Here is a 25,056-nt window from a genome sequence, read left to right as displayed (position 1 = left end):
ATGCGATCTCGTGGCTTGACTCATTAAAAGGTTAGTCGCACACTGACACAACTGTCAGGAATTGTTGACAGTGTTTATTTATATATGGTTTTCGTTATGTGGATTGAGCCTCTCAAAAATAAAGCTTAACACTATGATTATTATTAGTATTAATAGATGTTGAATAAATAGATAGCTGTAATTAATCAAATACACATAAGATGAATAATAAGAAGGTGTAAACAATGAGATTACAGGTCTTTTGCGAAGATAGAGTCGGAATGACCCGCGAATTATTGGATATTTTAACTAGCCAAGAGATCGATCTACGCGGTATTGAAATTGATCGAATTGGCATTATTTATTTAAATTGTCCTGAAGTTGAATTTGAACAGTTTAGTCAACTTATGTCACAAATTCGGCAGTTAGATGGCGTGACAGATGTACGTAAAATTCAGTTTATGCCCAGTGAGCGTGAGCATACTGAATTATCTGCGCTATTGCAGACCCTACCCGATCCTTTCTTTACTATTAATTTAAATGGCAAAGTTGATTTTGCGAATCAAGCAGCAGAGCAATTAATCGGCCATCGTAGTGAAGATTTATTCAGTGAAAATATTCAGACTTTGCTTGGATTTAATTTTACCCGTTGGCTTGATAAAAATCAGGCTCAAAAGCACAGTGAAATAGTGGTTATTGCAGGGCTTGATTATCAAATGGATATCATGCCAGTTTATGTCAGTGATGAAGCGCCAGAACCCGTGCTTGCAAGCGCGCTAATTTTATTAAAATCACTGTCTGAGGCTAAAATGCCGATTGTTACGCGCACCATAAATGGTGATAGTGGCTTTGAGCATTTGATCGGTCATTCATCACGCTTTAAGCATTTATTAGCGCAAGCCAAGAAATTAGCATTATTAGATGCACCATTACTTATACAAGGTGAAACAGGAACAGGTAAAGAAATGTTAGCGCGCGCTTGTCATCAGCGCTCGGTACATCGAGATAAACCTTTTCTTGTGGTTAACTGTATATCTATGCCAGATAATGCAGCAGAAACCGAGCTTTTTGGTTGTGTAGAGAGTGCCAATGAACCGGCTAAAAAAGGTATTTTTGAACAAGCTGCAGGCGGTACGGTCTTTTTGTATGAAATTGGCGAAATGTCAAAACACTTACAGATTAAATTATTACGTTTTCTTCAAGACGGCACTTTCCGTCGTGTGGGTGAAGAAGCAGAAATAAAAGTCTCTGTACGTGTCATTTGTTCGACTCAGAAAAAGTTACCGGAGTTAGTTGCTGAAGGTGAATTTAGAGAAGATCTTTATTATCGACTCAATGTACTCGCATTAGTTGTGCCGCCTTTACGTGAACGTGCTGCTGATATTGTGCCATTAGCAGAATTATTTTTGGCGCAATTTGCACAAGAGTTACATCAACCTAAACCAATGCTATCTGAAGAATTAGCTTTAGCGTTAAAGCAGTATGCTTGGCCGGGAAATATTCGCCAATTACGTAATGTATTATTTCGTGCAATGACGCAAGTTGAAGGCGCTGAGATGACATGTGCTGATGTACAGCTACCTGAAAATGAGTCAAGCACTGTTATCAGTGAAGAGACATTGACTGGATCGTTGGATGAGATTATGAAGCGTTATGAGTCAGGCATCCTATCTAACTTATATCAGAGTTACCCATCAACACGTAAATTAGCAAAACGATTAGGGGTCTCTCATACTGCAGTCGCAAATAAATTGCGCGAGTATGGTCTTAGTAAGCGAAATTAATCGCCAAAAATAAAAGAGATAGCGATAAAACACTATCTCTTTACTTTAATCATAAGCACTTAAGCTTATCGATGTGAATTAGATATCCTGATGAGCCTCAAGCAAGATTGTGTCGCCAGATTCCAAGGCTAATAGTAATGCAACAATGTCTTCGCCATAGCGATAACCACATAATGAGTTATGACTATTTAAAACGCGATGACAAGGGATAATAATAGGAATAGGGTTAACATTCTTTGCCATACCAATGGCTTGAGTGGCTTTAGTATTACCAAGGTTTTCAGCTATTTGTTCATAAGTGACGGTTTCACCATAAGGAACATCGGCAATGGCATGCCAGATTTGCTGTTGAAAGATAGTGCCTTGGGGAGCGAGAGGGAAGGTGAACTTTTTCCGAGAGCCGGTGAGGTATTCTTTGAGTTGTTTAATGAAAGGGGCCATAAACTCTGGGTTATGTTGCCATATTTCATTCGGACTATAGCTGGGACTTGTAATCGATAACTGTCGCAGACCTTGATGATCGGCCAACAGCATAATGTTCCCCAGTTCTGTTTCAATACAATCGTAATACATCAATAACTCACTAAAGGCGTAATAATTAATAACATTGACTGATAAATACTAACAGACAACGGCATGCTAATATATCGAATATTGAATGTGGCTTGCTTTCATTATCATGTAAACTCACAAAATGTGCGTTATATCAATTAACATTGTCATGCCGAGGTAATACTTGTTTCATTCAATTATACATCGCTCATCAACTATTGTACTTGATGATATAAAAGTTCGCTTGATTGAAGCGCGAGATGCAGAACAAATTAGCGCATATTATCAGCGTAATCGTCATTTTCTAGCTCCTTGGGAACCCTTACGACATGAGGCTTTCTTTAGTTTAGCTGGCTGGCAACAACGGCTGCAACAAATTGCGACGCTACATCGCCATGAAATGGCTTTCTATTTTGTTATAGAGCACCGCACAACTGACGATATTATTGGAGTCATAAATTTTAGTAACTTAGTTAAGTCACCATTTTATGCCTGCCATGTTGGCTATTCTTTAGACCAAGAATATCAAGGACAAGCAGTGATGCGTCGTGCGTTAACGGCAGTATGTGAATGGATGTTTGTTGATAAACATTTTCACCGTATTATAGCGGCCTATATGCCTCATAATAGTAAGAGTGGCAGTGTATTAACAGCTGTAGGGTTTGAGAAAGAAGGTCTGGCGAAAGATTATTTATTGATAAATGGTCAATGGCAAGATCACGTGTTAACGTCATTGATTAATCCCAACTGGTCATTACCAATAAGTTAAATAGACTTTTAGGTATAAAAAAGCTGAGAGTTAACTTTTGTTATATAGGTGCTCTCAGCTGTTATGTTAGCTTACTATTGCTACCGTTATGATATTCTAATCAACGGTTAAAATACGCATATTGTTAGTTGAGCCAATAGTATCCATTTTATCACCTTGAGTAATAATGGTGAGATCTCCTGCTTGTACATAACCTGCGTCTTTTAGGACAGCAAGAGCATGCTTTGCCGCATCCAATCCGGCATCACTATCACGGTCAAAAAATACCGGTGTGACTCCACGGAATAAAGCAGCACGATTAAGCGTAGTTTTATTACGTGAAAGTGCAAAAATAGGCAAGCCCGATGAAATGCGTGACATCAGACGAGGTGTACGGCCCGATTCTGTCATTACCACTATCGCTTTAATGCCCACCATATGGTTAGCAGCATACATGGTTGCCATGGCAATGGTTTCTTCAGGTGTTGAAAATTTACGATCTAAGCGATGGTTAGAGACATTGATACTTGGTTCTTTTTCTGCACCTAGACAAACACTGGCCATGATAGTGACGGTTTCAACGGGGAAATCACCCGCGGCGGTTTCTGCGGATAACATTACCGCATCGGTACCATCTAAAACCGCATTAGCCACATCCATTACTTCAGCACGTGTTGGCATCGGGCTTGTGATCATCGATTCCATCATTTGAGTGGCAGTGATCACAGTTCGATCTAAGCTGCGTGCACGGCGAATCAGCTTTTTCTGTACTCCAACTAATTCAGGATCACCAATTTCAACCCCTAAGTCACCACGAGCAACCATCACCACGTCGGAAGCCAGAATGATATCGTCCATGGCTTCCGTGGTTGCCACTGTTTCTGCGCGTTCTACTTTAGCGACTAATTTTGCCGTAAGTCCTGCTTCCGTTGCCAGTCGGCGTGCATAGTGCATGTCTTCACCATTGCGAGGAAAAGAGACCGCAAGATAATCTACTCCCATGGCAGCAGCAGTAATGATGTCTGCTTTATCTTTGTCGGTTAATGCCGCCGCGGATAGTCCGCCCCCTTTTTTATTAATGCCTTTGTTATTTGATAAAGGACCAGCAACAGTAACAACGGTATGCACTTTGTTATCAGCCACTTCGGTTACTTGAAGTTGTACACGTCCATCATCAAGTAACAACACATCACCGCTAATAACATCATTAGGTAATTCTTTATAATCAAGTCCAACAGCATCTTGATGACCTTCACCTTTAGGTAAATCACTATCAAGAGTGAACTTATCGCCAATGTTAAGTTGAATTTTACCGTCTTTAAAGGTTGATACGCGAATTTTAGGCCCTTGAAGATCACCTAAAATAGCGACATGTTTACCTAAGCGTGCCGCGATTTCACGAACCTGCTGTGTTCTAAGAATATGATCTTCTGCGCTACCATGCGAAAAGTTCATGCGCACAACGTTAGCGCCAGCTGCAATGATTTTTTCTAGATTATTATCGCGATCTGTAGCAGGGCCAAGGGTGGTAACAATTTTGGTACGTCTTAGTCGTTCTGACATTGTAAGCTCCATAAAGGTAAATAGGCTTATTAATCGAATCGATATCAATCAATGCATAATATTTGATATCGGTTTAATAAACCATTAATAGCGATGGCTACTTGGTAAGTATGATAAACAGCAAAGAAGATAAATTTGAGTACATCTGCTATATCAGCGAAGCCGAAACCTCGCTTAATGTCGGTAGTTATAAAGAAAAACGTTCTTTAGAAAAACGGGAGTCTTTGAGTGAATCTTTAACACGTTTTAAATTATCACGAAAACTGGAGCCTCGGCGTAAGGTAAACCCAGTTGCTAATACATCAATGACTGTCATTTGCACAACACGGCTTGCCATTGGCATATAAATATCCGTGTCTTCAGGTACATCAAGACAAATTGATAACGAGCATTCTCGTTCGAGTGGTGAATGTTTGGCTGTAATTCCAATTACTGTTGCACCATTCTCGCGCGCCATTTGCGCAATCTCAACTAAACTTTTAGTGCGTCCAGTATGTGAAATGACGACAACAACATCACCATCGGAACAATTGATCACACTCATACGTTGCATCACAATATCGTCAAAACAAACAATAGGGATATTAAAACGGAAGAACTTATTTTGAGCATCATGAGCAACAGATGCTGAAGCACCTAGACCAAAGAACGAGATCTTTTTGGCTTGGGTAAGTAAATCAACTGCGCGATTAATTTGCATCGGATCAAGGCTATTTTTTGCAACATCTAAGCAAGCCATCGTCGATTCAAATATTTTGGCGGTATAAGCATCAGGGCCGTCATTTTCTTCAACGTTACGATTCACATAAGGGGTACCGTTTGCCAAACTTTGCGCTAAATGTAATTTAAAGTCAGGAAAACCTTTGGTATCAAGGCGACGGCAAAAACGATTAACGGTCGGCTCACTGACATCAGCCATTTTGGCTAATGTGGCGATACTTGAGTGAATCGCTGTTTGTGGTGAGGCAATAATAACTTCTGCTACTTTTCGTTCAGATTTACTGAAGTGTTCTAAGTTATTTTGTATTTTTTCTATGGTATTCATAGTCATTATGCACTTCGTTATTAAATTTCATTTGTAGCATTCTTGTCATCAAGTTGCCCATATATTGAAACTATACTACTTAACTCTTAACATAACCTAGTCATTGACGGTCTTTTTCAGGGCGTTTTTATTAGATTTTGATCGAGATCGACTTTTTATTTTCAGAATTGAAACTTATAAAACAAATCTGTTGGAATATTTTGTTTTATTTTTATAACTATCAGTATTTACAGTAAAAAAAGTGATTTATTTCGTGCTGTAAAATAATTTAGTGGCGTTTAATTTTAAAATGTAATGAAAAATTATAAATGCATGGTGCTAAGGATCATCAATGAAAGTGAGTATTTGTGGTTGTGGCTGGCTCGGATTACCGTTGGCGTTATCATTAAAATCTCAAGCGATTGAGGTTTGGGGATCAAAAACAACCTTAGCGGGTGTAAAGGCATTAAAACAGCAGGGAATTGAGGGGTGTTTATTAACATTACCTCTTAGCGGAGAACTCAGTACAGCAACTCATCAATTTTTAGCTGCAGATGTTTTAATTATTGCGATTCCACCTGGGCGTAAGCATCTTAATCCACAAACGCATATTGAAAATATCATCTCATTGTCAGTTGCAGCTCAGCGAGCAGGATGCCAACGAATTGTTTTTATCAGTTCTACGTCAGTGTACGATCCGTTACAAGGTGAAGTTGTTGAAGTGACACCAGTTAGACCAAACACGACCTCAGGTATATTACATTATCAATTAGAACAATTGTTACGCCAACAATGGCAGCATAATTTAACTGTACTACGGCTATCGGGTTTATTTGGTCCTGCGCGACATCCAGTAAAATTTTTATCAGGGCGTCAACTAAGTGCAGGTAAGCAGCCGGTGAATTTGGTTCATTTAGAGGATTGTATTCAAGTTATCTCAGCGATTATTCAGCAGCCAGTGTCGATGCCGATCATGCACCTTGCTGCTAGTTCTCATCCTAGTCGAGAGCAATATTATACGGCAATGGCACAAAAAGCTCAGTTACCACTTCCTAATTTTAATCAAGATAACGAAGGAGAAAATGGTAAGAAAATAAATTCAAATCAAACGCTTAGCTACCTTGGGGTGACGATGAAATATGATGATTTACTGCAAGGCACGCCAGAGATATAACTGCATCAGTAAAAAATAGACAAAAAAAAGCGCTGAAATAAACATTTCAGCGCAAATAAAAATACAATAAGGAGTTAAAGCAGTAGTAGCAATTTAAATTACAGGCCTGTTTGACGGCCAGAAAAACAAAATACTTACCTATAATTTCAATTCTTATATAGTCAGACTGTCTATTGATAACAAAGTTCAGTTAAATCGAAAAAAAAGATAATAATTTGGGTGAATCTTTGCTGGAGTTTCAGGCAAAAAAAATCCCGCTGAAAATATCAGCGGGAAGGAGATTATCCAAAAAAAAATACAATTAGGATTTAAAGCAGTAGTGAATTAAACATTCAATAAAAAGCGATTACTGTTGAGCAAAAAACGATTTATCAAATTGAATACATAAGTAAGAGTTGTTATTACGAAGAAAGTTCAAAAAAAAATGCGTTTATTTGAAATTATTATCTTGTTATTGATTAATGGTGTTGTAAATAAAGGAAACCCACCAACAAATGTTTGTTGATGGGTAATGAAGGAAAAACTTCTAAAAAAAGCAGTGGTACGTATACGACACGTTTTTATATCCTTAGTTCCATTTTATTTTATATTTCGAATACAATAGTTATTCTCCTTTGATTTTATTGGTTTTTATTTTGGTGTGGTATTTTAAATAACAATTCGTGATGTAGCGCAATTGTTAATATTGCTGTGGTTGTGTAATATTTAAACAAGCGTTTAAATTGGATGAATAATATGTCACAGCCAAAAACGACTAAACATCGCATTCTAGATGCTGCAGAAGTGCTGTTTGCCGAGCGTGGTTTTAAAGAAACTTCTTTACGCGCTATTACGACGGCGGCTGGTGCTAATCTTGCTTCGGTCAATTATCACTATGGCGATAAAAAAGGGCTTATTCGAGCAGTATTAGGGCGCTATCTTGAGCAATTCATTCCTGCATTCAAACAAGAATTACTGACACTACATCAACGTGACGAATTTGATATGAATGATGTGTTTTTATGCACTAAGCAGCCATTACTTCGATTAAATAGTTTTAAACATAATGGTACTACGATATTTATGTCATTAATCGGCCGTGGTTATGCCGATGTTCAAGGGCATTTACGCTGGTTTATAACGACCCATTATGATGATGTTATTCAATTATTTGTGAGAGCGGTTCGGCGTGCATACCCATGTTTAGATCCTGAAACATTATTCTGGCGGCTACATTTTACTCTTGGAGCATCGGTGTTTACGATGGTCTCAAGTACTGCATTACTTGCCATTGCAGCGAATGATTTTTCAAGTCGAATTAATACCGAAGATTTAATTAATCGTTTAGTGCCTTACCTTGCCGCGGGGGTTACCGCTCCGATAGCACTTAATGAGGAACTATTAGTCAACAAAATTTCCTAATTCATCATGACTACTTGTCGTTGAATCACAAAAGGATATGTCTTATGAGCTCGTTATCAAGCATGCGTAAACGTTATTTGAGTGATCCTGCTTTTAAATTATTTAAGAAAGTATTGCCACCACTATCAAATACTGAAAAACAAGCCATGGAAGCTGGTAGTGTATGGTGGGATGGCGAGTTATTTAGTGGTGATCCACAGTGGCGAACGCTACTCAATTATCCAAAACCAATTTTGAGCGATGAAGAGCAACACTTCATAGATACTAAGCTGCAAACGTTATTATCAATGCTCAATGATTATCAAATTGTCCAACAACAAAAAGATTTACCAGCTGAAGTTTGGCAATACCTGCGCCGTGAAAAATTCTTTGCACTCATTATTGGTAAACAATATGGGGGACTCGATTTTTCAGCACACGCTAATTCTACTATTGTGGCGCAAATAGCAACGCGCAGTTTAAGTGCGGCCGTCTGTGTGATGGTTCCTAATTCGTTAGGTCCAGGTGAATTACTGACCCATTATGGTACACAACAGCAAAAAGATTACTGGCTACCACGATTGGCTGATGGTGTTGATATACCATGTTTTGCATTAACTGGGCCTAATGCAGGATCGGATGCAGGCGCGATCCCTGATGAAGGTATTGTGTGTTATGGCGAACATCAAGGCCAACAGGTATTAGGGTTAAAGTTAACTTGGAATAAGCGTTATATTACCCTAGCACCTGTGGCAACTGTGCTTGGATTAGCGTTTAAAATGAAAGATCCACAGCGGTTACTAGGTGATAAAATTGATCTTGGTATTACTTGCGCCTTGATTCCAACGAGCCATGCTGGGGTTGAAATCGGTGAACGTCATGATCCACTAAATATGGCATTTATGAATGGCCCGACACGCGGAAATAATGTTTTTATTCCGTTAGATTGGATAATTGGTGGTCAGGATTATGCTGGTAAAGGTTGGCGAATGCTGGTGGAATGCTTATCTGCTGGGCGAGGGATCTCATTACCTGCATTAGGAACTGCTATTGGCCATTTAGCGGCTAAAACAACGGGTGCTTATGCTGTTGTACGTAAGCAGTTTGGAATGCCAATCGGTAATTTTGAAGGTGTTGCACAAGCATTAGGCCGAATTGGTGGTTTTACTTATATGTTAGAAGCTGCACGAACATTGACCACGACCGGATTAGATTCAGGTCAAACCCCCGCTATTGTTACTGCCATTGCTAAATACCATATGACAGAGATGTCACGAACCGTTCTTAATGATGCAATGGATGTTCATGCTGGCCGTGGTATTCAGCTTGGACCAATGAATTATTTAGGCCATCACTATTTTGGTATTCCAGTGGCAATAACCGTTGAAGGTGCCAATATTCTGACCCGTAATTTAATGATTTTTGGTCAAGGTGCGACTCGGTGTCATCCTTATGTACTCGATGAAATGGCTGCTGCTGCTAATCCTGATGAACAGCAAGCTGCAAAAGAGTTTGATGGCTTATTAATGAAACATATTAGTTTTGCTGCCGGAAATATGGCTAAATCATTGCTAAATGCCGTCAGTGGTAGCTATTTTAATCGTACTCCTGTCAGTGGTGAAACCAGCACTTACTATCGTCATTTATCGCGAATGTCAAAAGCACTTGCGGTGTGTGCTGATGTATCAATGTTAAGTTTAGGTGGAGAATTAAAACGTCGAGAATTGTTATCAGCACGCTTAGGTGATGTGTTAAGCCATTTATATTTAGCGTCAGCAGTATTAAAACGGTTTGAGGACGATGGTCGTCAGCAGCAAGATTTACCTATGGTTCATTATTCATTACAGTATTGCTTACATCAATGCGGTATTGCGTTTGACGGTGTATTTAGTAATTTTCCACGCAGAGGTGTTGGTCGAGCATTACGTTTACTTACTTTTCCTATTGGGATTCATTATTCAGCACCAACCGATGATATAAGTATCAGTATTGCAGCGTTACTGATGACTCCAAGTGCCCATCGAGACCGATTAACGCATTTGTGCTACGTCGGAACCAAAGATGATGATCCCATTGCGATAATGGAACGTGCATTTATTGCTTTGGATGAGATCAAACCTTTAGAGCGTAAGTTAATGCAAGCGACACGTAACGGTGAGATCCCACGCAAAGCTTCATTGATTGAAAAGTTACAGTTAGCAGTGGATGCGGGAGTGATCACAGAAGATGACCGCAAAAAAATAGAAAATGCTGACAAGCTAAGACAAAGAGCGATTCAAGTGGATCATTTTTGTGCTGACCATTTTAAACAAGTAAGCTTGCAACCAGGGAAGGCAGCTTAGGGTTACTTAGCCAGTGAAATATAAACCTGGAATCTCCCGTGTGCCACGTAAATACGTGGCACTTTTTTTGACCAAAAATTGGCGTAACACCTCCAACCACTGTGATTTTTGTTCATTTATGGCATAAATTTAATGCGTATCTGTCATTAACCTTTTATCCTATTCACAATTATGTAAGGGAAGTTGAAAATGATCATCAAACCTAAAACTCGTGGATTTATTTGTACAACAACGCACCCAGTTGGTTGTGAAGATAACGTAAAGCAGCAAATTGCCTACACCAAAGCACAAGGCCCTATTGCCAATGCACCAAAGCGTGTATTAGTGGTTGGCTCTTCTAGTGGTTACGGTTTGTCATCACGTATTGCAGCAGCATTCGGTGGTGGCGCTGCGACAATTGGTGTTTTCTTTGAAAAACCAGGTACAGAGAAAAAGCCAGGTACTGCAGGTTGGTATAACTCAGCAGCATTTGACAAGTTTGCAAAAGCAGAAGGTCTGTACTCAAAAAGTCTAAATGGTGACGCTTTCTCTAACGAAGCCAAACAAAAAACAATTGATTTGATTAAGCAAGATCTTGGTCAAATTGATATGGTTATTTACTCATTGGCATCACCAGTGCGTAAATTGCCACAGACAGGTGAAGTCGTTCGTTCATGCCTAAAGCCAATGGGTGAAACGTACACAACAACAGCTGTGGATACGAATAAAAACGTATTGATTGAAACCAGCATTGAGCCTGCAACAGAACAAGAAGTTGCAGACACTGTTACCGTTATGGGTGGCGAAGACTGGGAGCTATGGATTAATGCGTTAGCTGAGGCTGGTGTATTAGCTGACGGTTGTAAGACAGTTGCTTATAGCTACATTGGTACTGAGCTAACATGGCCTATCTACTGGCATGGCGCATTAGGTCAAGCCAAAATGGATCTCGATCGCGCAGCGAAAGAGCTAAACACTAAGTTAAGTGCGACAGGTGGCTCTGCCAATGTTGCAGTGCTTAAGAGTGTTGTGACGCAAGCAAGTTCTGCTATTCCTGTGATGCCATTGTATATTGCGATGGTATTTAAGAAGATGCGTGAAGAAGGTGTACATGAAGGCTGCATGGAGCAGATTTTACGTATGTTTAGCCAACGTCTATACAAAGAAGATGGTACAGCAGCTGAGGTTGATGCTGAAAACCGTTTACGTCTAGATGACTGGGAGTTGCGCGAAGATATTCAACAGCATTGTCGTGATCTATGGTCAAAAGTAACCAATGACAACTTGTACGATGTTGCTGATTACCAACAATACAAAGATGAGTTCTTAAAGCTATTTGGCTTTGGCATTGATGGTATTGACTACGATGCTGATGTAAATCCTGTTGTTGATTTTGATGTAGAAGATATCTAATCGTATTGACAGATAAATACTTTACAAAACCGCCATCATGGCGGTTTTTTTATATCTCTATTTTCGATCTATCTTTAAATCGGATGGTATTTGACTTTGTTTCTAGTTATTCATAGATATATTAAGCGTATATTTTATCGGTAATTGTGAAAGAGATATAAAAATGAGAACAACATTTGATCGCATTCGTCATGCAATTGGTTTTGAAGTTATTGGTTTGCTATTGATGGTAGGTATATTGAGTCAATTTGGGTTCGAGCTTGGCCATGTAGGTGCTGTCGGTGTGTTCTTTTCTATCGTGGCGACGTTGTGGAATTATGTCTATAACCAATGGTTTGATAATTTGATGCAGCAAAAATATAGTACGACGCAGAAGACAGTCAGAATACGGTTACTGCATAGTTTAGGATTCGAGGCTGGATTAGTTATTTTTACTATTCCAGTATTAGCATGGGTGCTTAATGTTAGCTTATGGCATGCATTTGTATTAGATATTGGCATGGTTGTATTTTATTTATTCTATGCCTATGGCTACAATCTTATTTATGATCGTATCTATCCTATTAATGGGTGAAAATCAGCCAGCGATAGGCGCTGGCTGATTTATTTGATTGTTAAAGCTTAGCTTTTAGGCAGTTTAATAATAAATGCAGCGCCTTCAAGTTCTGAATCTTCGACATTAATTTTGCCTTGATAGCTATCAATAATTTCATTACAAACAGACAAACCAATACCTTGACCTGGGTTGAGTTGATCTGCGCGTACACCGCGTTGAAAAATCGCTTCACGTAGCTCAGGTTTTACTCCCGGGCCATCATCTTCAATCATAATGGTAAAATCATTATTAGTTTCAATAACTGATAATTTCACTTGGCTAATACAAAAGCGGAAACTGTTTTCAAGCATATTGCCAAACAATTCCATTAAGTCATCTTTATTAATCGGTAATTTTAGGTCGTCATCAAAGTGATAGTAGAATGTTGCGTGTTTATCAGCATAAATTTTACTTAACATTCTATCGAGACTCGTAATGATTGGTTTGAGTTCGACGTTGCTTTTCTGTAACCCTTGTTGACCAACCATAGCCCGTTTTAATTGGTATTGTACCAAATCATCCATTTGACTGATTTGTTCCATTATGCGTTGATTTAATTCACGACGATCTATGCTTGCATCATCAAGTAGGGCGTTTGTTGCTGCTAACCGCGTCTTTAAACTGTGAGCAAGGTCATCCATCGCATGACGATAACGGCCCTGTTGATCATTACTAATACGGCTTAAACGGTTTACCGCCATGGTAACTTCTTGCAGCTCCATTGGGTAATTATCATCTAGCTTTTCTCGTTTAGCTTCTGCCATTTGATCAAGCTGGAAAGCTAATTTTCGTAATGGTTGGAAACCCCAGTGAAAGGCTGCAATCAGAAATGCTACGGCAATTAAAACAAAGAGTCCTAAATAGAAAGCCGTACGTTTATGTAACTGAGCAAGGGAGTGTTCGTAAGCATCAGCTGAACGTAGTACAACCAATTGATAAATTGTACCATTTTCTTTATTACGGCTGAGGTTATAAGCAATATATCCTTGATGATTTTTCATCGTAATAAGGGTAGGCGTCGATATATTTTCTGGTAAGTACCGGCAAACATCACGCAATTTTTCTGCTGATGCTTTATTGGAAACCCAGGTTGTTTTGTCACTTTGGTCACAAACAACGGCAATATAATCGGTATCTGAAGGATCGAGTGAATCAATCCACTTGTCGACATCTTTAATTAATCCAGCTCGATTAAGCTGTGCAACAACCATCGGCATTTGTGCAACCAGTTCCGATGAATATGATGCCATATAACTTTGAGAATAAAGTTTATTAATGACCGCAGCAAGAGCTGATGTGACAAGTGCAATAATAGCGACGGACGTAATCAATACCCGTTGTCTTAATCGAGGTTGGAAAAATCGACTCATTGGGCATTGAGTTCAAAAATATACCCTTGACCACGAATGGTTGATATAGGGTTATTTTGTCCAGTTTTAGTGAATTTTTTACGTAAGCGGCTGATCATAACTTCAATTGTATTAGGATCGCCTTCCTGATCTTCATAAAGAACATCAAGTAAACGTTGTTTAGAGACAACTTGACGGCTATGTCGCATTAAATACTCTAATAAGTCATATTCAAATGCGGTTAATTCTAATAATTCTTCACAAATATAAACTTGCTTAGCTAATAAATCGACGCGAATATCACCCGCTGTCATTTCTGGCTTTACAAAACCGGCACTGCGACGAACAAGTGCACTTAAACGCGCAACCATCTCTTCTTTTTGAAACGGCTTGACTAAATAATCATCAGCACCAGCTTCAAGTCCTGTGACTTTGTCTTGCCAATTTGAACGTGCAGTTAGGATCATTATTGGTAAACGTAGTCCCTTTTTACGCATGTCTTTAATTAAGCTGATGCCATCTCTATCAGGTAAACCGATATCGACAATAGCAATATCGTTAGGATAGTTTTGTGCAAAAAACAGTCCTTCTTCAGCTGTGTTAGCACACTGAACTTGATTCCCTAACTCGCTGAGTTGCGATTTAAGGTGATGGCTAAGAATGGCATCGTCTTCGACAATAAGAATACGCATAGATTGGGCACCAGAGATAACGGATGGTATTAATGAGCTATGGTAAAGTATCTAATAATAAAGCGCATTAGTTATTGTTACCATAATCCCATGTTTGAATATGTAAACCTGCAGAAAATTGGATGATAAAAATCAAATAATTACATTGCTAGTTACATTTTTACGCTAATAACCAGTGTAGAGTGTCAGACTGAATAGGGGCTGACTCATTAATAAATTAATGAGTTAACCCACTATAAAGATTGGATAAATAGTATCTTGAATGGTGTTATTGGAAAATAAAGATCAAGGTGCCGGCAATAGTGAGCAGTACGTTAGCAATCGCGTACGTACCAGCATAACCCAATGCAGGGATTGTACTACGCGCATGCTCATTGATCATATCCATTGCTGGAGCACAAGTACGTGCACCAATGATTGCGCCAAATAATAATGCTCTATTCATTTTCAGTACATAAGCACCAAAAAGGTAGGCTAATACTACAGGAATGACACTGACCATTAAGCTGGTAACAAATACAGTTAAACCAATATGTGCAATAGAAGCAAACAAATTAGAACCTGCGCTTAAACCAATGCCGACCATGAATACCATCAGGCCTAAATCTTTAGCCATGTTGAGGGCGCCTTGGGGAACATAACCAAAAGTAGGGTGGTTAGCACGTAAGAATCCAAGGGTAATACCGGCAATCAACAAGCCAGCGGCACTGCCTAAACCAAATGCAATGTGGCCAAATTTCATGGTAATTAACCCCATTAATAGGCCAATAATAAAGAAGCAGCAGAACGCAAGTAGATCAGCTATTTGACTATGAATAGAGATAAAACCAATTCGTTCAGCGAGTCCTAATACACGACTTTTTTCACCACTGACCTGCAGGATATCACCTTTGTTCAACAGAATATTATGATCCATTGGCATTTCAATTTGGGCACGAACAACACGGTTAAGGAAGCAACCATATTCAGATAAATTTAATTCTGATAGACGCTTACCGGCAATGCCATCGTTTTTCACTACGATCTCTTCTTCTACTATACGTAGGTCGAGTAAATCACGATCAAAAACTTCTTTACCATTACGAAAGCTCGGATCTAGACGCGCATGGCTATCTGGATAGCCCACTAATGCTATTTCATCGCCTTCTTGTAAAATGGCATCACCATCAGGGTTGGCCAAAATACCATTACGTCGTACACGCTCTATATAACAACCCGTTTGACGATAAATACCAAGCTCACGTAAGTTGCGGCCATCAATCCAATTAATCAGTTCAGGTCCTGCGCGGTAAGCACGAATGATTGGCAAATATACTTTGCGTTGTGCGACTTCACCAATACCGCGCTCTCGTGCTATTTGCTGTGATGATTCGGCAAGGTTTTGTTTTTGTAATTTAGGCATTAGTTTCGCAAGGAAAATTAAGCTGACTAAGCCAACAAGATAAGACATGGCATAGCCAACACTTAAACTTTCGCTTAACTGCTTAATTATTGCAGGATCGGTAATTCCCGCAAGACCATTGTTTAGTGCGTCTTTTGCACCAACAAGTACAGGTGTTGCGGTTAATGAGCCTGCCATCAAGCCTGTTGCTAAACCGATATCCATGTGTAAATAACGTGCCATGGTCATGGTAATAGCAATGGATGACAGTAAAACGACTAATGCTAGTAGCAAATAGTGCTTACCATCGCGAAAGAATATACCAAAGAAGTTTGGTCCAGCCTCTATGCCAACACAAAAAATAAACAGCATAAAGCCAATATTGAGTGCATCAGTATCGAACGTAAAACCCGCATTACCAAATAATAAAGCAGTCAGTAGAACGCCAATGGAGTTACCTAGTGTCATTTTAGCAAAGCGGATCTTACCAATGCTTAAACCAACAGCAAGGACTACAAAGAGTAATAAAATATCATTTTGGTGTAGAAGTGCGGCTACATCAATGTTCACGACGGATTTCCGAAATAATGGAAAGATAAAAGAGGTATAAAGTCTAGCTGATTTTGGGAAGAGGTTATAGTTTATATTATAAATAAATAGCGAAAATATATCTTCTAAAGGAACTTGTTAAGATAAATTGCCTTTTAAATTGTAGTGAGACTTTTAAAGGGGGAGCATACGTTAAAAAAGAGTATTTTAAGTATCAAAAATAATCATGCCAATATAAAAAAGGCTGACAATGTCAGCCTTTTTGTTAATCAGTATTAATGCTTACTTAAAAAGAAGGTTATGCTCTTTTGCATAAGCTTCAAATTCAGTACAACCACCAATATGGTCTTGATCAACAAAAATTTGAGGCACAGTTTCAACTGGCTTACCGACAGTTTTTTCCAAATCGGCTTTACTGATACCTTCGGCATGGATATCAACGTAGCGGAAGTTAAAATCGTCGCGCTCTTGTTTAATTTTTTCTGCTAGTTCTTTTGCACGAACACAAAAAGGGCAACCGGGACGACCAAAAATAACAACGAACATAAATTTCTCCTGCATAATTTGTTGTTACTATAGCGTGACTGTCGCAATAGCGGAAGAGGGTTTTTTCTGTTAAACCAATAGATAAAAGCGATATCGCTTATGTAAGTGTTAATTGCGTCCAAAAAAGTAAAAGCCAGATATTTTATCTGGCTTAGTGATAATGCTTAATGAACGTATTTAAAAGTCATAACGAATACCGGCCTGTAACTCATCATCTTTTGCGTCAAGCTGTTGGAATTTATAACCGATGTAAGTGCGTAGGCTTTTGTTGAATTTATAGAGACCTTCTAATGCAAAATAGTCGACTTCATCGGTGGTGATATTGTTAGTTTCTGAGTGCTGAAAATTGTAAACGCCTCGTGCGGTAAACTGATCAAATGTATATGCTGCTGCTAACTCATAACCATTTAAGTCGGCATCGCCATGTTTACCGTTAGCGTATGCCGCACCCGCATAAATATTATCGAGTTGATAACTTATTGCGAGGTTAAGTTGGTTGGCATCTATATCGACCCCGTCATTACCATTAACATAGCCCGCACCTAAACTTAACCCAAAAGGAAAGCTATATTGGGCTGCGATACCAACGCTATTACTGTCCTTAGTGCCACGGTTATTTTCTGCAATATAGTTAGTTGCAATGGTAAGATTATTAAACTCACCGACATATAAAAAATTATTTTCGCGCTTGTCTTTATTACCATCAACCAGATCAACAGCATCACCACCAAAGGTTGATAAAATATCTGTAAAATCAGTGATCATTACTTGTGCTGAATCTTGTTTACCATATGAAAAGGCACCAAATTGCGCGTCTAATCCAGCATAAAGGTAACGGGTAGTGATGGTGCTATTTTTATTATCTGAAATTTCAGCTTCATATTTACCAAAAGCAGTGAACTGTTGATTAATTGCAGACTTTCCTTTTAAAGCAAGGCGAGCTCGGCTTTTATCTTTAAATTCATTACTGTCGTTATTAATACCTTTATTTTTTTTTGAGATATTAAAACGTGCTTCTGCTCTACCACCAACGTCAATCACAGTGTCGTTATTTTCATACACCGTTGCTGCGGTTGCGGTTGTTGATAAGCTGGTAAAAATAGCGGCGACCACTGCTGCTTGTTTCATGGTTCATTCCTCGTAAAATCATTATATGGCTTCATTGCCGATGAACTCTACGCAGCCTATCAATGCAATATTACGCTGCTATTGCGGCAAAAAGTCACTTTTACGACATTTGTTTGTTAGTGATTAATTATCGCTATTGTGAGTAAGGATTGATCTTAACGGTGTAGTTATTGAAACAAGCAAAAATTTGTCTGTAATCAATATTAGGCTAACTTATCTGATTGAATCTAGTTGTGTGCAAATAAAAATACTGACTACAGCAGAGTTGATATTTTTATTTAATTGACGTGATTTAGGGTGAGGTAAATAGCCTATGTTTCAGTTTATGACTTCAACACGGATTATCTTTGGTGAAGGTGCTTTGCATGATTCTTTATCGTTACTGAATCAGTTTGGTTACAGTGCATTATTAGTCACAGGTCAGGATCAGCAGCGCTCATACCAGCTTGAGCAATATTTTAAACAGCAGAATATGCGCTATCAACGATTAGTTATCAAAGGCGAACCATTAATTGCGATGATCGAAGAGTTAGCTGCAATGGGGCGTACTTTTTGTCCGGATATGGTTATTGGTATTGGTGGTGGGAGTGTGCTTGATGTCGCTAAATCATTAGCTGCATTAATTCCCAATCAAGGCAGTGTCTATGACTATGTTGATGTTGTTGGGCGCAATGTGCCATTACAAGTTAAATCATTGCCATTTATTGCTATTCCAACAACTGCAGGTACAGGAGCAGAAGTGAGCAAAAGTGCGGTGTTACAATCGGCGCAGGAACAAGTAAAAGTTAATTTAAGTAACGTTGAACTTTTTCCGGACTTAGCAATTATTGATCCGACGCTTACCTATGGTATGGATACTGTTTTGTCTGGGTGCTGTGCAATGGATGCGTTTACCCATTTGATGGAAGCTTATGTGTGTGGTGAGCCAAATCCATTAACCGATATGATTTGTGAAGAGGGATTAAAACGGATTTCAATGTCAATATTAGCGGCGTGTCGAGATGATCATTACCCATCAAGAAGTGATATGGCTTTTGCTGCTATGCTTGGAGGCATGGCACGTTCAAACGCTAAATTAGGTGCTGCTCATGGACTCGCATCAGCATTAAGTGGACGTTTAAATGCACCACATGGGTTGATCACTGCGCGGTTAGCTCCCTATGTAATGGCTGAAAATATATCAGTGGCTATCGAGTTAGGGCGTAGTGATGTGCTAGCTCGTTATCAAAAATTAGCGGTAATATTGACGATGAATAGTGATGCCAATATAGAAGACAGTGTGCAATGGGTCGATCGCATCTTAACAAAATTGCAGCTGCCACTATTATCGAAGTATGGATTGTGCAATACCATGTTTGAAGAGGTTGCTGATGATGCATTACGCACTAATGCGATAAAAGGTAATCCATTACCGTTAAATCAACAGCGACTCATCACGATTTTAGAGCAAGTTTGCCATTTAAATTGTGATTATCAACAGCCATGATTTTGCGTTAAATAATAACTGCAACGATATAACACAATTGTGATTGTATCGAATTTTACTCGTTCCACATTAAAAAGTGACTTAGGTCGCTTTTTTTTATCGCTATATTTTAAAAAAATCGATATTTCGGAGTTTTTTTTTGAAGCTGTAGTTTAAGTGGCAAAATAAGTCAGTATATTTGTTTTTGTTTCTTATTTATTTGAGAATATTAATAAAATTAAATATGTTTTTAATCAGTTAGTTACGTGTGTTTCTGTGAGTGCTTTATGAGAATGTAACTGGTTTTAATATTTTTAATGATTACTAACAATTTTATGCCTTTAGTATCACAAAGGTTCTTTACATATTTTATGCTTTAATGGCGTTTTTTGATTTAGATGCTGTTTTTCACGATATAGGCATTGATCTGTATCTCCGCTTCAATTAGAATTCGCGGCGCATAAATATGCGAACACATTTTGAAGTTTTATCACTTTTGTTGAAAATCCTGTAGGGGAAGAAGATGTCTACAAAACTTGCAAATCCAGCACCATTAGGGCTAATGGGCTTTGGTATGACGACCGTTTTATTAAATATCCATAATGCTGGCTTTTTCCCTCTAGATTCGATGATTCTAGCGATGGGTATTTTCTATGGTGGTCTTGGTCAAATTCTTGTAGGCATGATGTGCTTTAAGCGTGGTGATACATTTGGTACAACGGCATTTACTTCTTATGGCCTATTTTGGCTAACGTTAGTGGGTCTAATTGTATTACCTAAAATGGGTTTTGCTGCAAGCCCAGCGCACTTTATGGGTTGGTATTTAGCACTTTGGGGTCTATTTACAGCATTTATGTTTATTGGCTCACTACGTTACCCGCCTGCTAAGCAAGTTGTTTTTGGTTCTTTAACGATTTTATTCTTCTTGCTAGCTGCTCGTGACTTCACTGGTAATACAACAATCGGTTTCATTGCGGGTATTGAAGGTATTTTCTGTGGTTTAAGTGCGATTTATTTTGCAATGGCACAAGTATTAAATGCTGAATATGGTCGTGTTATCTTACCGATTGGCACCGCACCTAAAGATCGTGAGCTACAACAAGTTGCTGCGTAATTTCTTATAGTTTGATAAATAGCCTTGCTTGTTTAAGCAGGGCTTTTTTATATCAGGTATTTACCAATAATAAAAAACCTCGCATTGGCGAGGTTTGATGTGAGTGTTAAATTGATATCGTATTTTTTAATGGCACAATTCTGGTAAATGCTGCGTGTGTTCTATACCAGTAAAGCATCCTTCAGTATCCATATCATTTTCTTTTCTTGAACTACTTCTAAACTGTGATGGCGTTACATTATATTTACGTTTAAATGCATCACAAAAATAGGCGGCACTACCAAAACCAGAACGGTTACCTATTTGTGAGATAGAGTAATTAGAAAACGTCAAAAAGTTAAGCGCTAATCCCATTCGAACATCAAGTAATAATTGGCTAAATGAGACACCTTCTTTTGCTAAGTGGCGACGTAACGTTGATTGAGTTGTAAATAGTGCTTTTGCCATATCATCAACGCTCCACTTTCGTTGCGGATCTTGGGTGATTAAGCGTGCAATCGTCCGTTCTTTTGGTTCGTCATAATTAAAGCGGTAAACATTGAAAACATCAATACCAGTATCATTAAGTGCAATTAAAATGAAAACTAAGCACTGGCTCAGCAAAGTTTGCTCCATTGTTGATCCACTAATGCTTGGCAATAGTTGATTAAATAATGCGAAATTTTGCTCAACAATTTCTGATGAGTCAATGAGATAGATAGGCGAGCAATTTGAGCTTGTTAATGATGGTTGCTTTAGAGCACTAATATATTTGAATGCTGTAGTGATCGCATCTTCATTAATCATTAAGATTTGCAATTCAATGTTCTCTTGAGTATTTAATTGATTAATAGAACAAGAGATGTGACTGAATTTAGGTATAGCTAAAATGCTATCATTTTTTATATCTATGGCGTGGCCATTAATATGAATATTACCTTCTGCATTTGATAATTTTACAATTAGATGATGATCGACATAAAACTCTTTCAGAACAACATGGCTCTGCGAGAGGATACGCTTATATTTCATAGCAATATTGCTTCTCTATAAAGGGAATAAATCCTTCATTACATATCGTACATCAATGATGTAAAGGCGATATACGCATCCATGCTGATACGACATTAAGGATAATGTGTACACATAAGTGAGTATAGGACTAAAAGAAACGAAAGAATAGATACAATTGGTTATATAAAGAACAATGGATGAAGGTAATAGTTATATTGATATAATATAGGCATATATCTTAATTGCATAGTGTTGTGATATGAATTTTGATGAATCTTGTTGTATATAAAGAGGCGCTTTAGGGCGGATTTTTGAGCGGAAAACAAAAAAACTATCCGAAGATAGTTTTTTTATTGTTACTAAATTATGTGCTCTAGAATTAGCAAATAACTTTAATCGCTAAGCCACCTTGTGATGTTTCACGGTATTTAGCGTTCATATCTTTACCTGTTTCAAGCATCGTTTCAATGACTTTATCCAGAGATACTCGTGGTGCTGATGCACGACGAAGTGCCATGCGGGTTGCGTTAATTGCTTTTACTGCGGCAATACCATTGCGCTCAATACATGGTACTTGTACTTGACCTGCAACAGGATCACAAGTTAAACCAAGATTGTGTTCCATTGCAATTTCAGCTGCCATACATACTTGTTCAGGACTTCCGCCCATTAACTCAGCTAAACCTGCTGCAGCCATTGAACATGCAACTCCAACTTCACCTTGACAGCCAACTTCCGCACCAGAAATCGAAGCATTACGCTTATATAAACCGCCTACAGCACCTGATGCTGCAAAGTAACGAGTATATTCTTTTGGTCCAACTGATTGCACGAACTTATCATAGTAAGCTAGAACAGCAGGGATAATACCACATGCGCCATTTGTTGGTGCTGTCACAACACGACCACCAGCTGCATTTTCTTCATTAACAGCAAACGCGTACATATTAACCCAGTCAACAACTGTCATTGGGTCATTACTAAGTTTTTCTGTTGTGATTAACTGTTGACGTAAAGCTGCTGCACGACGAGGAACACGCAGTGGCCCAGGAAGAATACCTTCTTCATTCATACCACGTTCCATGCATTCACGCATGGTTTTCCAAATATTAGCAAAATACGTGCTAATTTCATCTTCAGCATTCATTGCACGTTCGTTAGCCATAACAACAGCACTAATAGAAAGCCCATGTGTATTACATTGGTCTAATAGCTCTGATGCATAAGAAAATGGATAAGGAACTTCTACTGTGTTGGTTTGCTCTTTACCGAAGTTTTCTTCATCAACAATAAAACCACCACCAATTGAGTAGTAAGTTTTAGAGAAAATAACCTCATCGCCAATCCAAGCATGGATAGACATGCCGTTTTCATGAAGGGATAGGTTAGTCGTATGGAAGTTCATACCGCCATCACGTGGAAAATCTACAGTATGGCAGTGCATGCCAACAGGAAGACGTTCAGTCTCTTCTACACGAGAGATGAATCCAGGAATGCTATCAATATCAACATGCTCAGGAGAGTTGCCAGCGAGACCCATAATGATAGCAATATCAGTATGGTGGCCTTTACCTGTTAGCGACAAAGAGCCATAAACATCAACAGTAATTTTAGTTACGTCACGTAGTTTACCTAACGAGCGTAAATCGTCGATGAACTCTTTACCTGCTTTCATTGGGCCTACAGTGTGTGAACTAGAAGGACCGACACCAATTTTGAAAATATCGAAAATACTGATCATGTTATTACCTCAGTCAAAGGGAGGCGATTCTGCTTCCGAGTAAGACTGTTATTCGTTGATATCCTCGCTCCTTCCTTGGCGAGCGCACTTAAACTAAAAGAGTAATGATGCTTGCTGCACTGTTACTCTTAAGTATCGTCTATTTTACGTTATTTGTGCTAGTAAACACCATGAGTACTAGCACAATTTTTTGCTTTTATGCGATTAATTATTCGCAAACGGTACATTTATAGTTGTTTTATTAAAATGCGCCGTAAATTACAGAAGTGATTGCAGCGATACCGCATAAAACAGTGAAGATACGAGCAAATACAGATGTTTTGTATTTAGCCATTGCTGGTACTGTTTGCATTGCGATAATTGGCAGTAGGAATAAAATACCTGCAATCATAGGTGCGCCCATTGTTTCGATCATGCCTAGAATACTTGGGTTGATGATTGCGACAATCCAGGTTGTGATAACAATGAAACCTAGAGAGATTTTTTCAATGTTAGCAACCGGCATCTTAGAGCGAGATTTTGCTAGGCCAACAAGACCTTCATGAGCACCAAGGAAATGACCAAAGTAGCTTGAAGTAATCGCTGCAAAAGCAACCAGTGGACCTAAGTAAGAGATTGCAGGTGAATCTTTTACGTTAGCTAGGTATGAAAGTACTGAAATATTTTGTTCTTTTGCCATGTTCAATTGCTCTGGTGTCATTGAAAGCACAACCGAGAATACGAAGAACATTACAAAGCCCATTAACATCATCGCTGCACCACCAGTGATCATGTCTGTTTTCTTCACCGCACCATCACCATAAATGCGACGTTGTTCTTTCGCAAACTGACTAATAACTGGGCTGTGGTTAAATGAAAACACGATGATTGGAATTGCTAGCCAAATGATTTTAGGCATTGCAGACCAATCGGCTTCTGTTTGTACCATTGACATATTCCAGTCAGGGATAAGGTAGACAGAAAGAACCAGTAGAATAATAACCAGCGGGTAAACCATCGCTGATGTTGCTTTTAGCATTAATTCTTTACCGAACACAACACCCGCAGTCATCAGTGCAATTAATACACCTGATAGTAACCAGCGAGGGATTGATTCCATGCCCAGTTGGTTAACCATAAATGAGTCAACTGTGTTAGTAATACCTACGCCGTAAATTAATACGATAGGATAGATAGCAAAGAAATAAGCAAAGGTAATTAGGTTTGCGCCTGTCTTTCCGTAATGCTCTTCTACAGTATCGGTGATATCAGCATTTGGATTTTTTGATGATAATACAAAACGCGCCAAGCTTTTATGTGCAAACCAAGTCATTGGTGCTGCTATAAGAGCAAGAATAACTAGTGGCCAAAAACCGCCCGCACCCGCTTTAATTGGTAAGAATAGAACACCGGCACCTACTGCAGTACCAAATAGAGAAAGAGCCCAAGTGAAATCTTTATAGGTCCATCTGGCTTTTGTCGCACCAGTTGCTGTCGCTGATGCTGTCGATGTATTTTGCATGCTGTGATATCCAATAAAAGGGAACGGAACGGAATATAGGAATGGGCGCATTGTCGCTATTTAT

The 25,056-nt window shown here is 38.8% G+C and carries 20 protein-coding genes; 9 read left to right on the top strand and 11 right to left on the bottom strand.

From position 1 onward, the window contains the following. Window positions 1-224 precede the first annotated feature (224 nt). Window positions 225-1,763, top strand: a complete 1,539-nt coding sequence (gene tyrR, locus PMAL9190_RS03125) for a transcriptional regulator TyrR (protein ID WP_087843872.1) — start codon at window positions 225-227, stop codon at window positions 1,761-1,763. Between the two features lie 78 nt (window positions 1,764-1,841). Here tyrR and PMAL9190_RS03120 read toward each other — a convergent pair whose 3' ends face one another. Continuing rightward, window positions 1,842-2,336, bottom strand: coding sequence for a methylated-DNA--[protein]-cysteine S-methyltransferase (locus tag PMAL9190_RS03120; protein ID WP_087843871.1), 495 nt, complete (start codon window positions 2,334-2,336; stop codon window positions 1,842-1,844). 163 nt (window positions 2,337-2,499) lie between these two features. On the opposite strand from PMAL9190_RS03120, the gene rimJ reads away from it, so the two are divergent. Next, a complete protein-coding gene (gene rimJ, locus PMAL9190_RS03115; RefSeq protein WP_065166244.1) occupies window positions 2,500-3,084 on the top strand; it encodes a ribosomal protein S5-alanine N-acetyltransferase in 585 nt (194 codons plus the stop codon). A gap of 96 nt (window positions 3,085-3,180) precedes the next feature. On the opposite strand, the gene pyk is transcribed toward rimJ, so the two are convergent. Beyond that, window positions 3,181-4,626: a pyruvate kinase gene (gene pyk, locus PMAL9190_RS03110; protein ID WP_087843870.1), complete on the bottom strand. Its 1,446-nt coding sequence runs from the start codon at window positions 4,624-4,626 to the stop codon at window positions 3,181-3,183. A gap of 187 nt (window positions 4,627-4,813) precedes the next feature. Beyond that, on the bottom strand, window positions 4,814-5,671 hold the full coding sequence (locus tag PMAL9190_RS03105; RefSeq protein WP_065166242.1) for a MurR/RpiR family transcriptional regulator: 858 nt from the start codon (window positions 5,669-5,671) through the stop codon (window positions 4,814-4,816). A 331-nt stretch (window positions 5,672-6,002) separates the two neighbouring features. Here PMAL9190_RS03105 and PMAL9190_RS03100 point away from each other — a divergent pair, with 331 nt between their 5' ends. The 5 genes from PMAL9190_RS03100 (at window position 6,003) to PMAL9190_RS03080 (ending at window position 12,512) form a co-directional block, all read left to right on the top strand. Next, on the top strand, window positions 6,003-6,824 hold the full coding sequence (locus PMAL9190_RS03100) for an SDR family oxidoreductase (protein ID WP_087843869.1): 822 nt from the start codon (window positions 6,003-6,005) through the stop codon (window positions 6,822-6,824). Between the two features lie 735 nt (window positions 6,825-7,559). After that, window positions 7,560-8,225, top strand: coding sequence for a TetR family transcriptional repressor PsrA (psrA, locus tag PMAL9190_RS03095; RefSeq protein WP_087843868.1), 666 nt, complete (start codon window positions 7,560-7,562; stop codon window positions 8,223-8,225). A 44-nt stretch (window positions 8,226-8,269) separates the two neighbouring features. After that, window positions 8,270-10,546, top strand: a complete 2,277-nt coding sequence (locus tag PMAL9190_RS03090) for an acyl-CoA dehydrogenase (protein WP_087843867.1) — start codon at window positions 8,270-8,272, stop codon at window positions 10,544-10,546. A gap of 189 nt (window positions 10,547-10,735) precedes the next feature. After that, a complete protein-coding gene (gene fabV, locus PMAL9190_RS03085) occupies window positions 10,736-11,938 on the top strand; it encodes an enoyl-ACP reductase FabV (protein ID WP_087843866.1) in 1,203 nt (400 codons plus the stop codon). Window positions 11,939-12,101: 163 nt separating this feature from the next. Continuing rightward, window positions 12,102-12,512 carry a PACE efflux transporter gene (locus tag PMAL9190_RS03080; protein ID WP_087843865.1) on the top strand — a complete coding sequence of 137 codons (411 nt, stop codon included), beginning with the start codon at window positions 12,102-12,104 and terminating at the stop codon, window positions 12,510-12,512. A 47-nt stretch (window positions 12,513-12,559) separates the two neighbouring features. Here the strand turns inward: PMAL9190_RS03080 and PMAL9190_RS03075 are convergent, their stop codons facing one another. From PMAL9190_RS03075 to PMAL9190_RS03055, 5 genes are all read right to left on the bottom strand, one after another. After that, window positions 12,560-13,903, bottom strand: coding sequence for an ATP-binding protein (locus tag PMAL9190_RS03075; RefSeq protein WP_087843864.1), 1,344 nt, complete (start codon window positions 13,901-13,903; stop codon window positions 12,560-12,562). Further along, the gene (locus PMAL9190_RS03070; RefSeq protein WP_065166235.1) at window positions 13,900-14,574 is read right to left on the bottom strand and encodes a response regulator; all 675 of its coding nucleotides are present in this window, start codon (window positions 14,572-14,574) and stop codon (window positions 13,900-13,902) included. The genes PMAL9190_RS03075 and PMAL9190_RS03070 overlap by 4 nt, the downstream gene beginning before the upstream one ends. A 268-nt stretch (window positions 14,575-14,842) precedes the next feature. Further along, window positions 14,843-16,525, bottom strand: a complete 1,683-nt coding sequence (locus PMAL9190_RS03065) for an aspartate:alanine antiporter (RefSeq protein ID WP_087843863.1) — start codon at window positions 16,523-16,525, stop codon at window positions 14,843-14,845. Between the two features lie 261 nt (window positions 16,526-16,786). Further along, the gene (locus tag PMAL9190_RS03060) at window positions 16,787-17,050 is read right to left on the bottom strand and encodes a GrxA family glutaredoxin (protein ID WP_065166234.1); all 264 of its coding nucleotides are present in this window, start codon (window positions 17,048-17,050) and stop codon (window positions 16,787-16,789) included. Between the two features lie 177 nt (window positions 17,051-17,227). Continuing rightward, on the bottom strand, window positions 17,228-18,178 hold the full coding sequence (locus PMAL9190_RS03055) for a porin (RefSeq protein WP_087843862.1): 951 nt from the start codon (window positions 18,176-18,178) through the stop codon (window positions 17,228-17,230). A 313-nt stretch (window positions 18,179-18,491) separates the two neighbouring features. Here PMAL9190_RS03055 and PMAL9190_RS03050 point away from each other — a divergent pair, with 313 nt between their 5' ends. Both PMAL9190_RS03050 and PMAL9190_RS03045 read left to right on the top strand, forming a co-directional pair. Beyond that, window positions 18,492-19,664 (top strand): iron-containing alcohol dehydrogenase, encoded by a 1,173-nt coding sequence (locus tag PMAL9190_RS03050; protein ID WP_087843861.1) that lies wholly within the window; start codon window positions 18,492-18,494, stop codon window positions 19,662-19,664. A 502-nt stretch (window positions 19,665-20,166) separates the two neighbouring features. After that, window positions 20,167-20,757 (top strand): acetate uptake transporter, encoded by a 591-nt coding sequence (locus tag PMAL9190_RS03045; RefSeq protein WP_065166231.1) that lies wholly within the window; start codon window positions 20,167-20,169, stop codon window positions 20,755-20,757. Between the two features lie 126 nt (window positions 20,758-20,883). Here PMAL9190_RS03045 and PMAL9190_RS03040 read toward each other — a convergent pair whose 3' ends face one another. From PMAL9190_RS03040 to PMAL9190_RS03030, 3 genes are all read right to left on the bottom strand, one after another. Next, complete coding sequence (locus tag PMAL9190_RS03040; protein ID WP_087843860.1) at window positions 20,884-21,768, bottom strand: helix-turn-helix domain-containing protein; 885 nt, start codon at window positions 21,766-21,768, stop codon at window positions 20,884-20,886. Window positions 21,769-22,129: 361 nt separating this feature from the next. Continuing rightward, window positions 22,130-23,491, bottom strand: coding sequence for an L-serine ammonia-lyase (locus tag PMAL9190_RS03035; protein ID WP_087843859.1), 1,362 nt, complete (start codon window positions 23,489-23,491; stop codon window positions 22,130-22,132). Between the two features lie 241 nt (window positions 23,492-23,732). Further along, a complete protein-coding gene (locus PMAL9190_RS03030) occupies window positions 23,733-24,992 on the bottom strand; it encodes an aromatic amino acid transport family protein (RefSeq protein WP_087843858.1) in 1,260 nt (419 codons plus the stop codon). Window positions 24,993-25,056: the final 64 nt, after the last annotated feature.

This window comes from Photobacterium malacitanum (assembly GCF_900185615.1).
Classification (GTDB): domain Bacteria; phylum Pseudomonadota; class Gammaproteobacteria; order Enterobacterales; family Vibrionaceae; genus Photobacterium; species Photobacterium malacitanum.
Note: the sequence above shows the minus strand (reverse complement) of the source record. Positions and strands in the feature narration are given on the sequence as shown.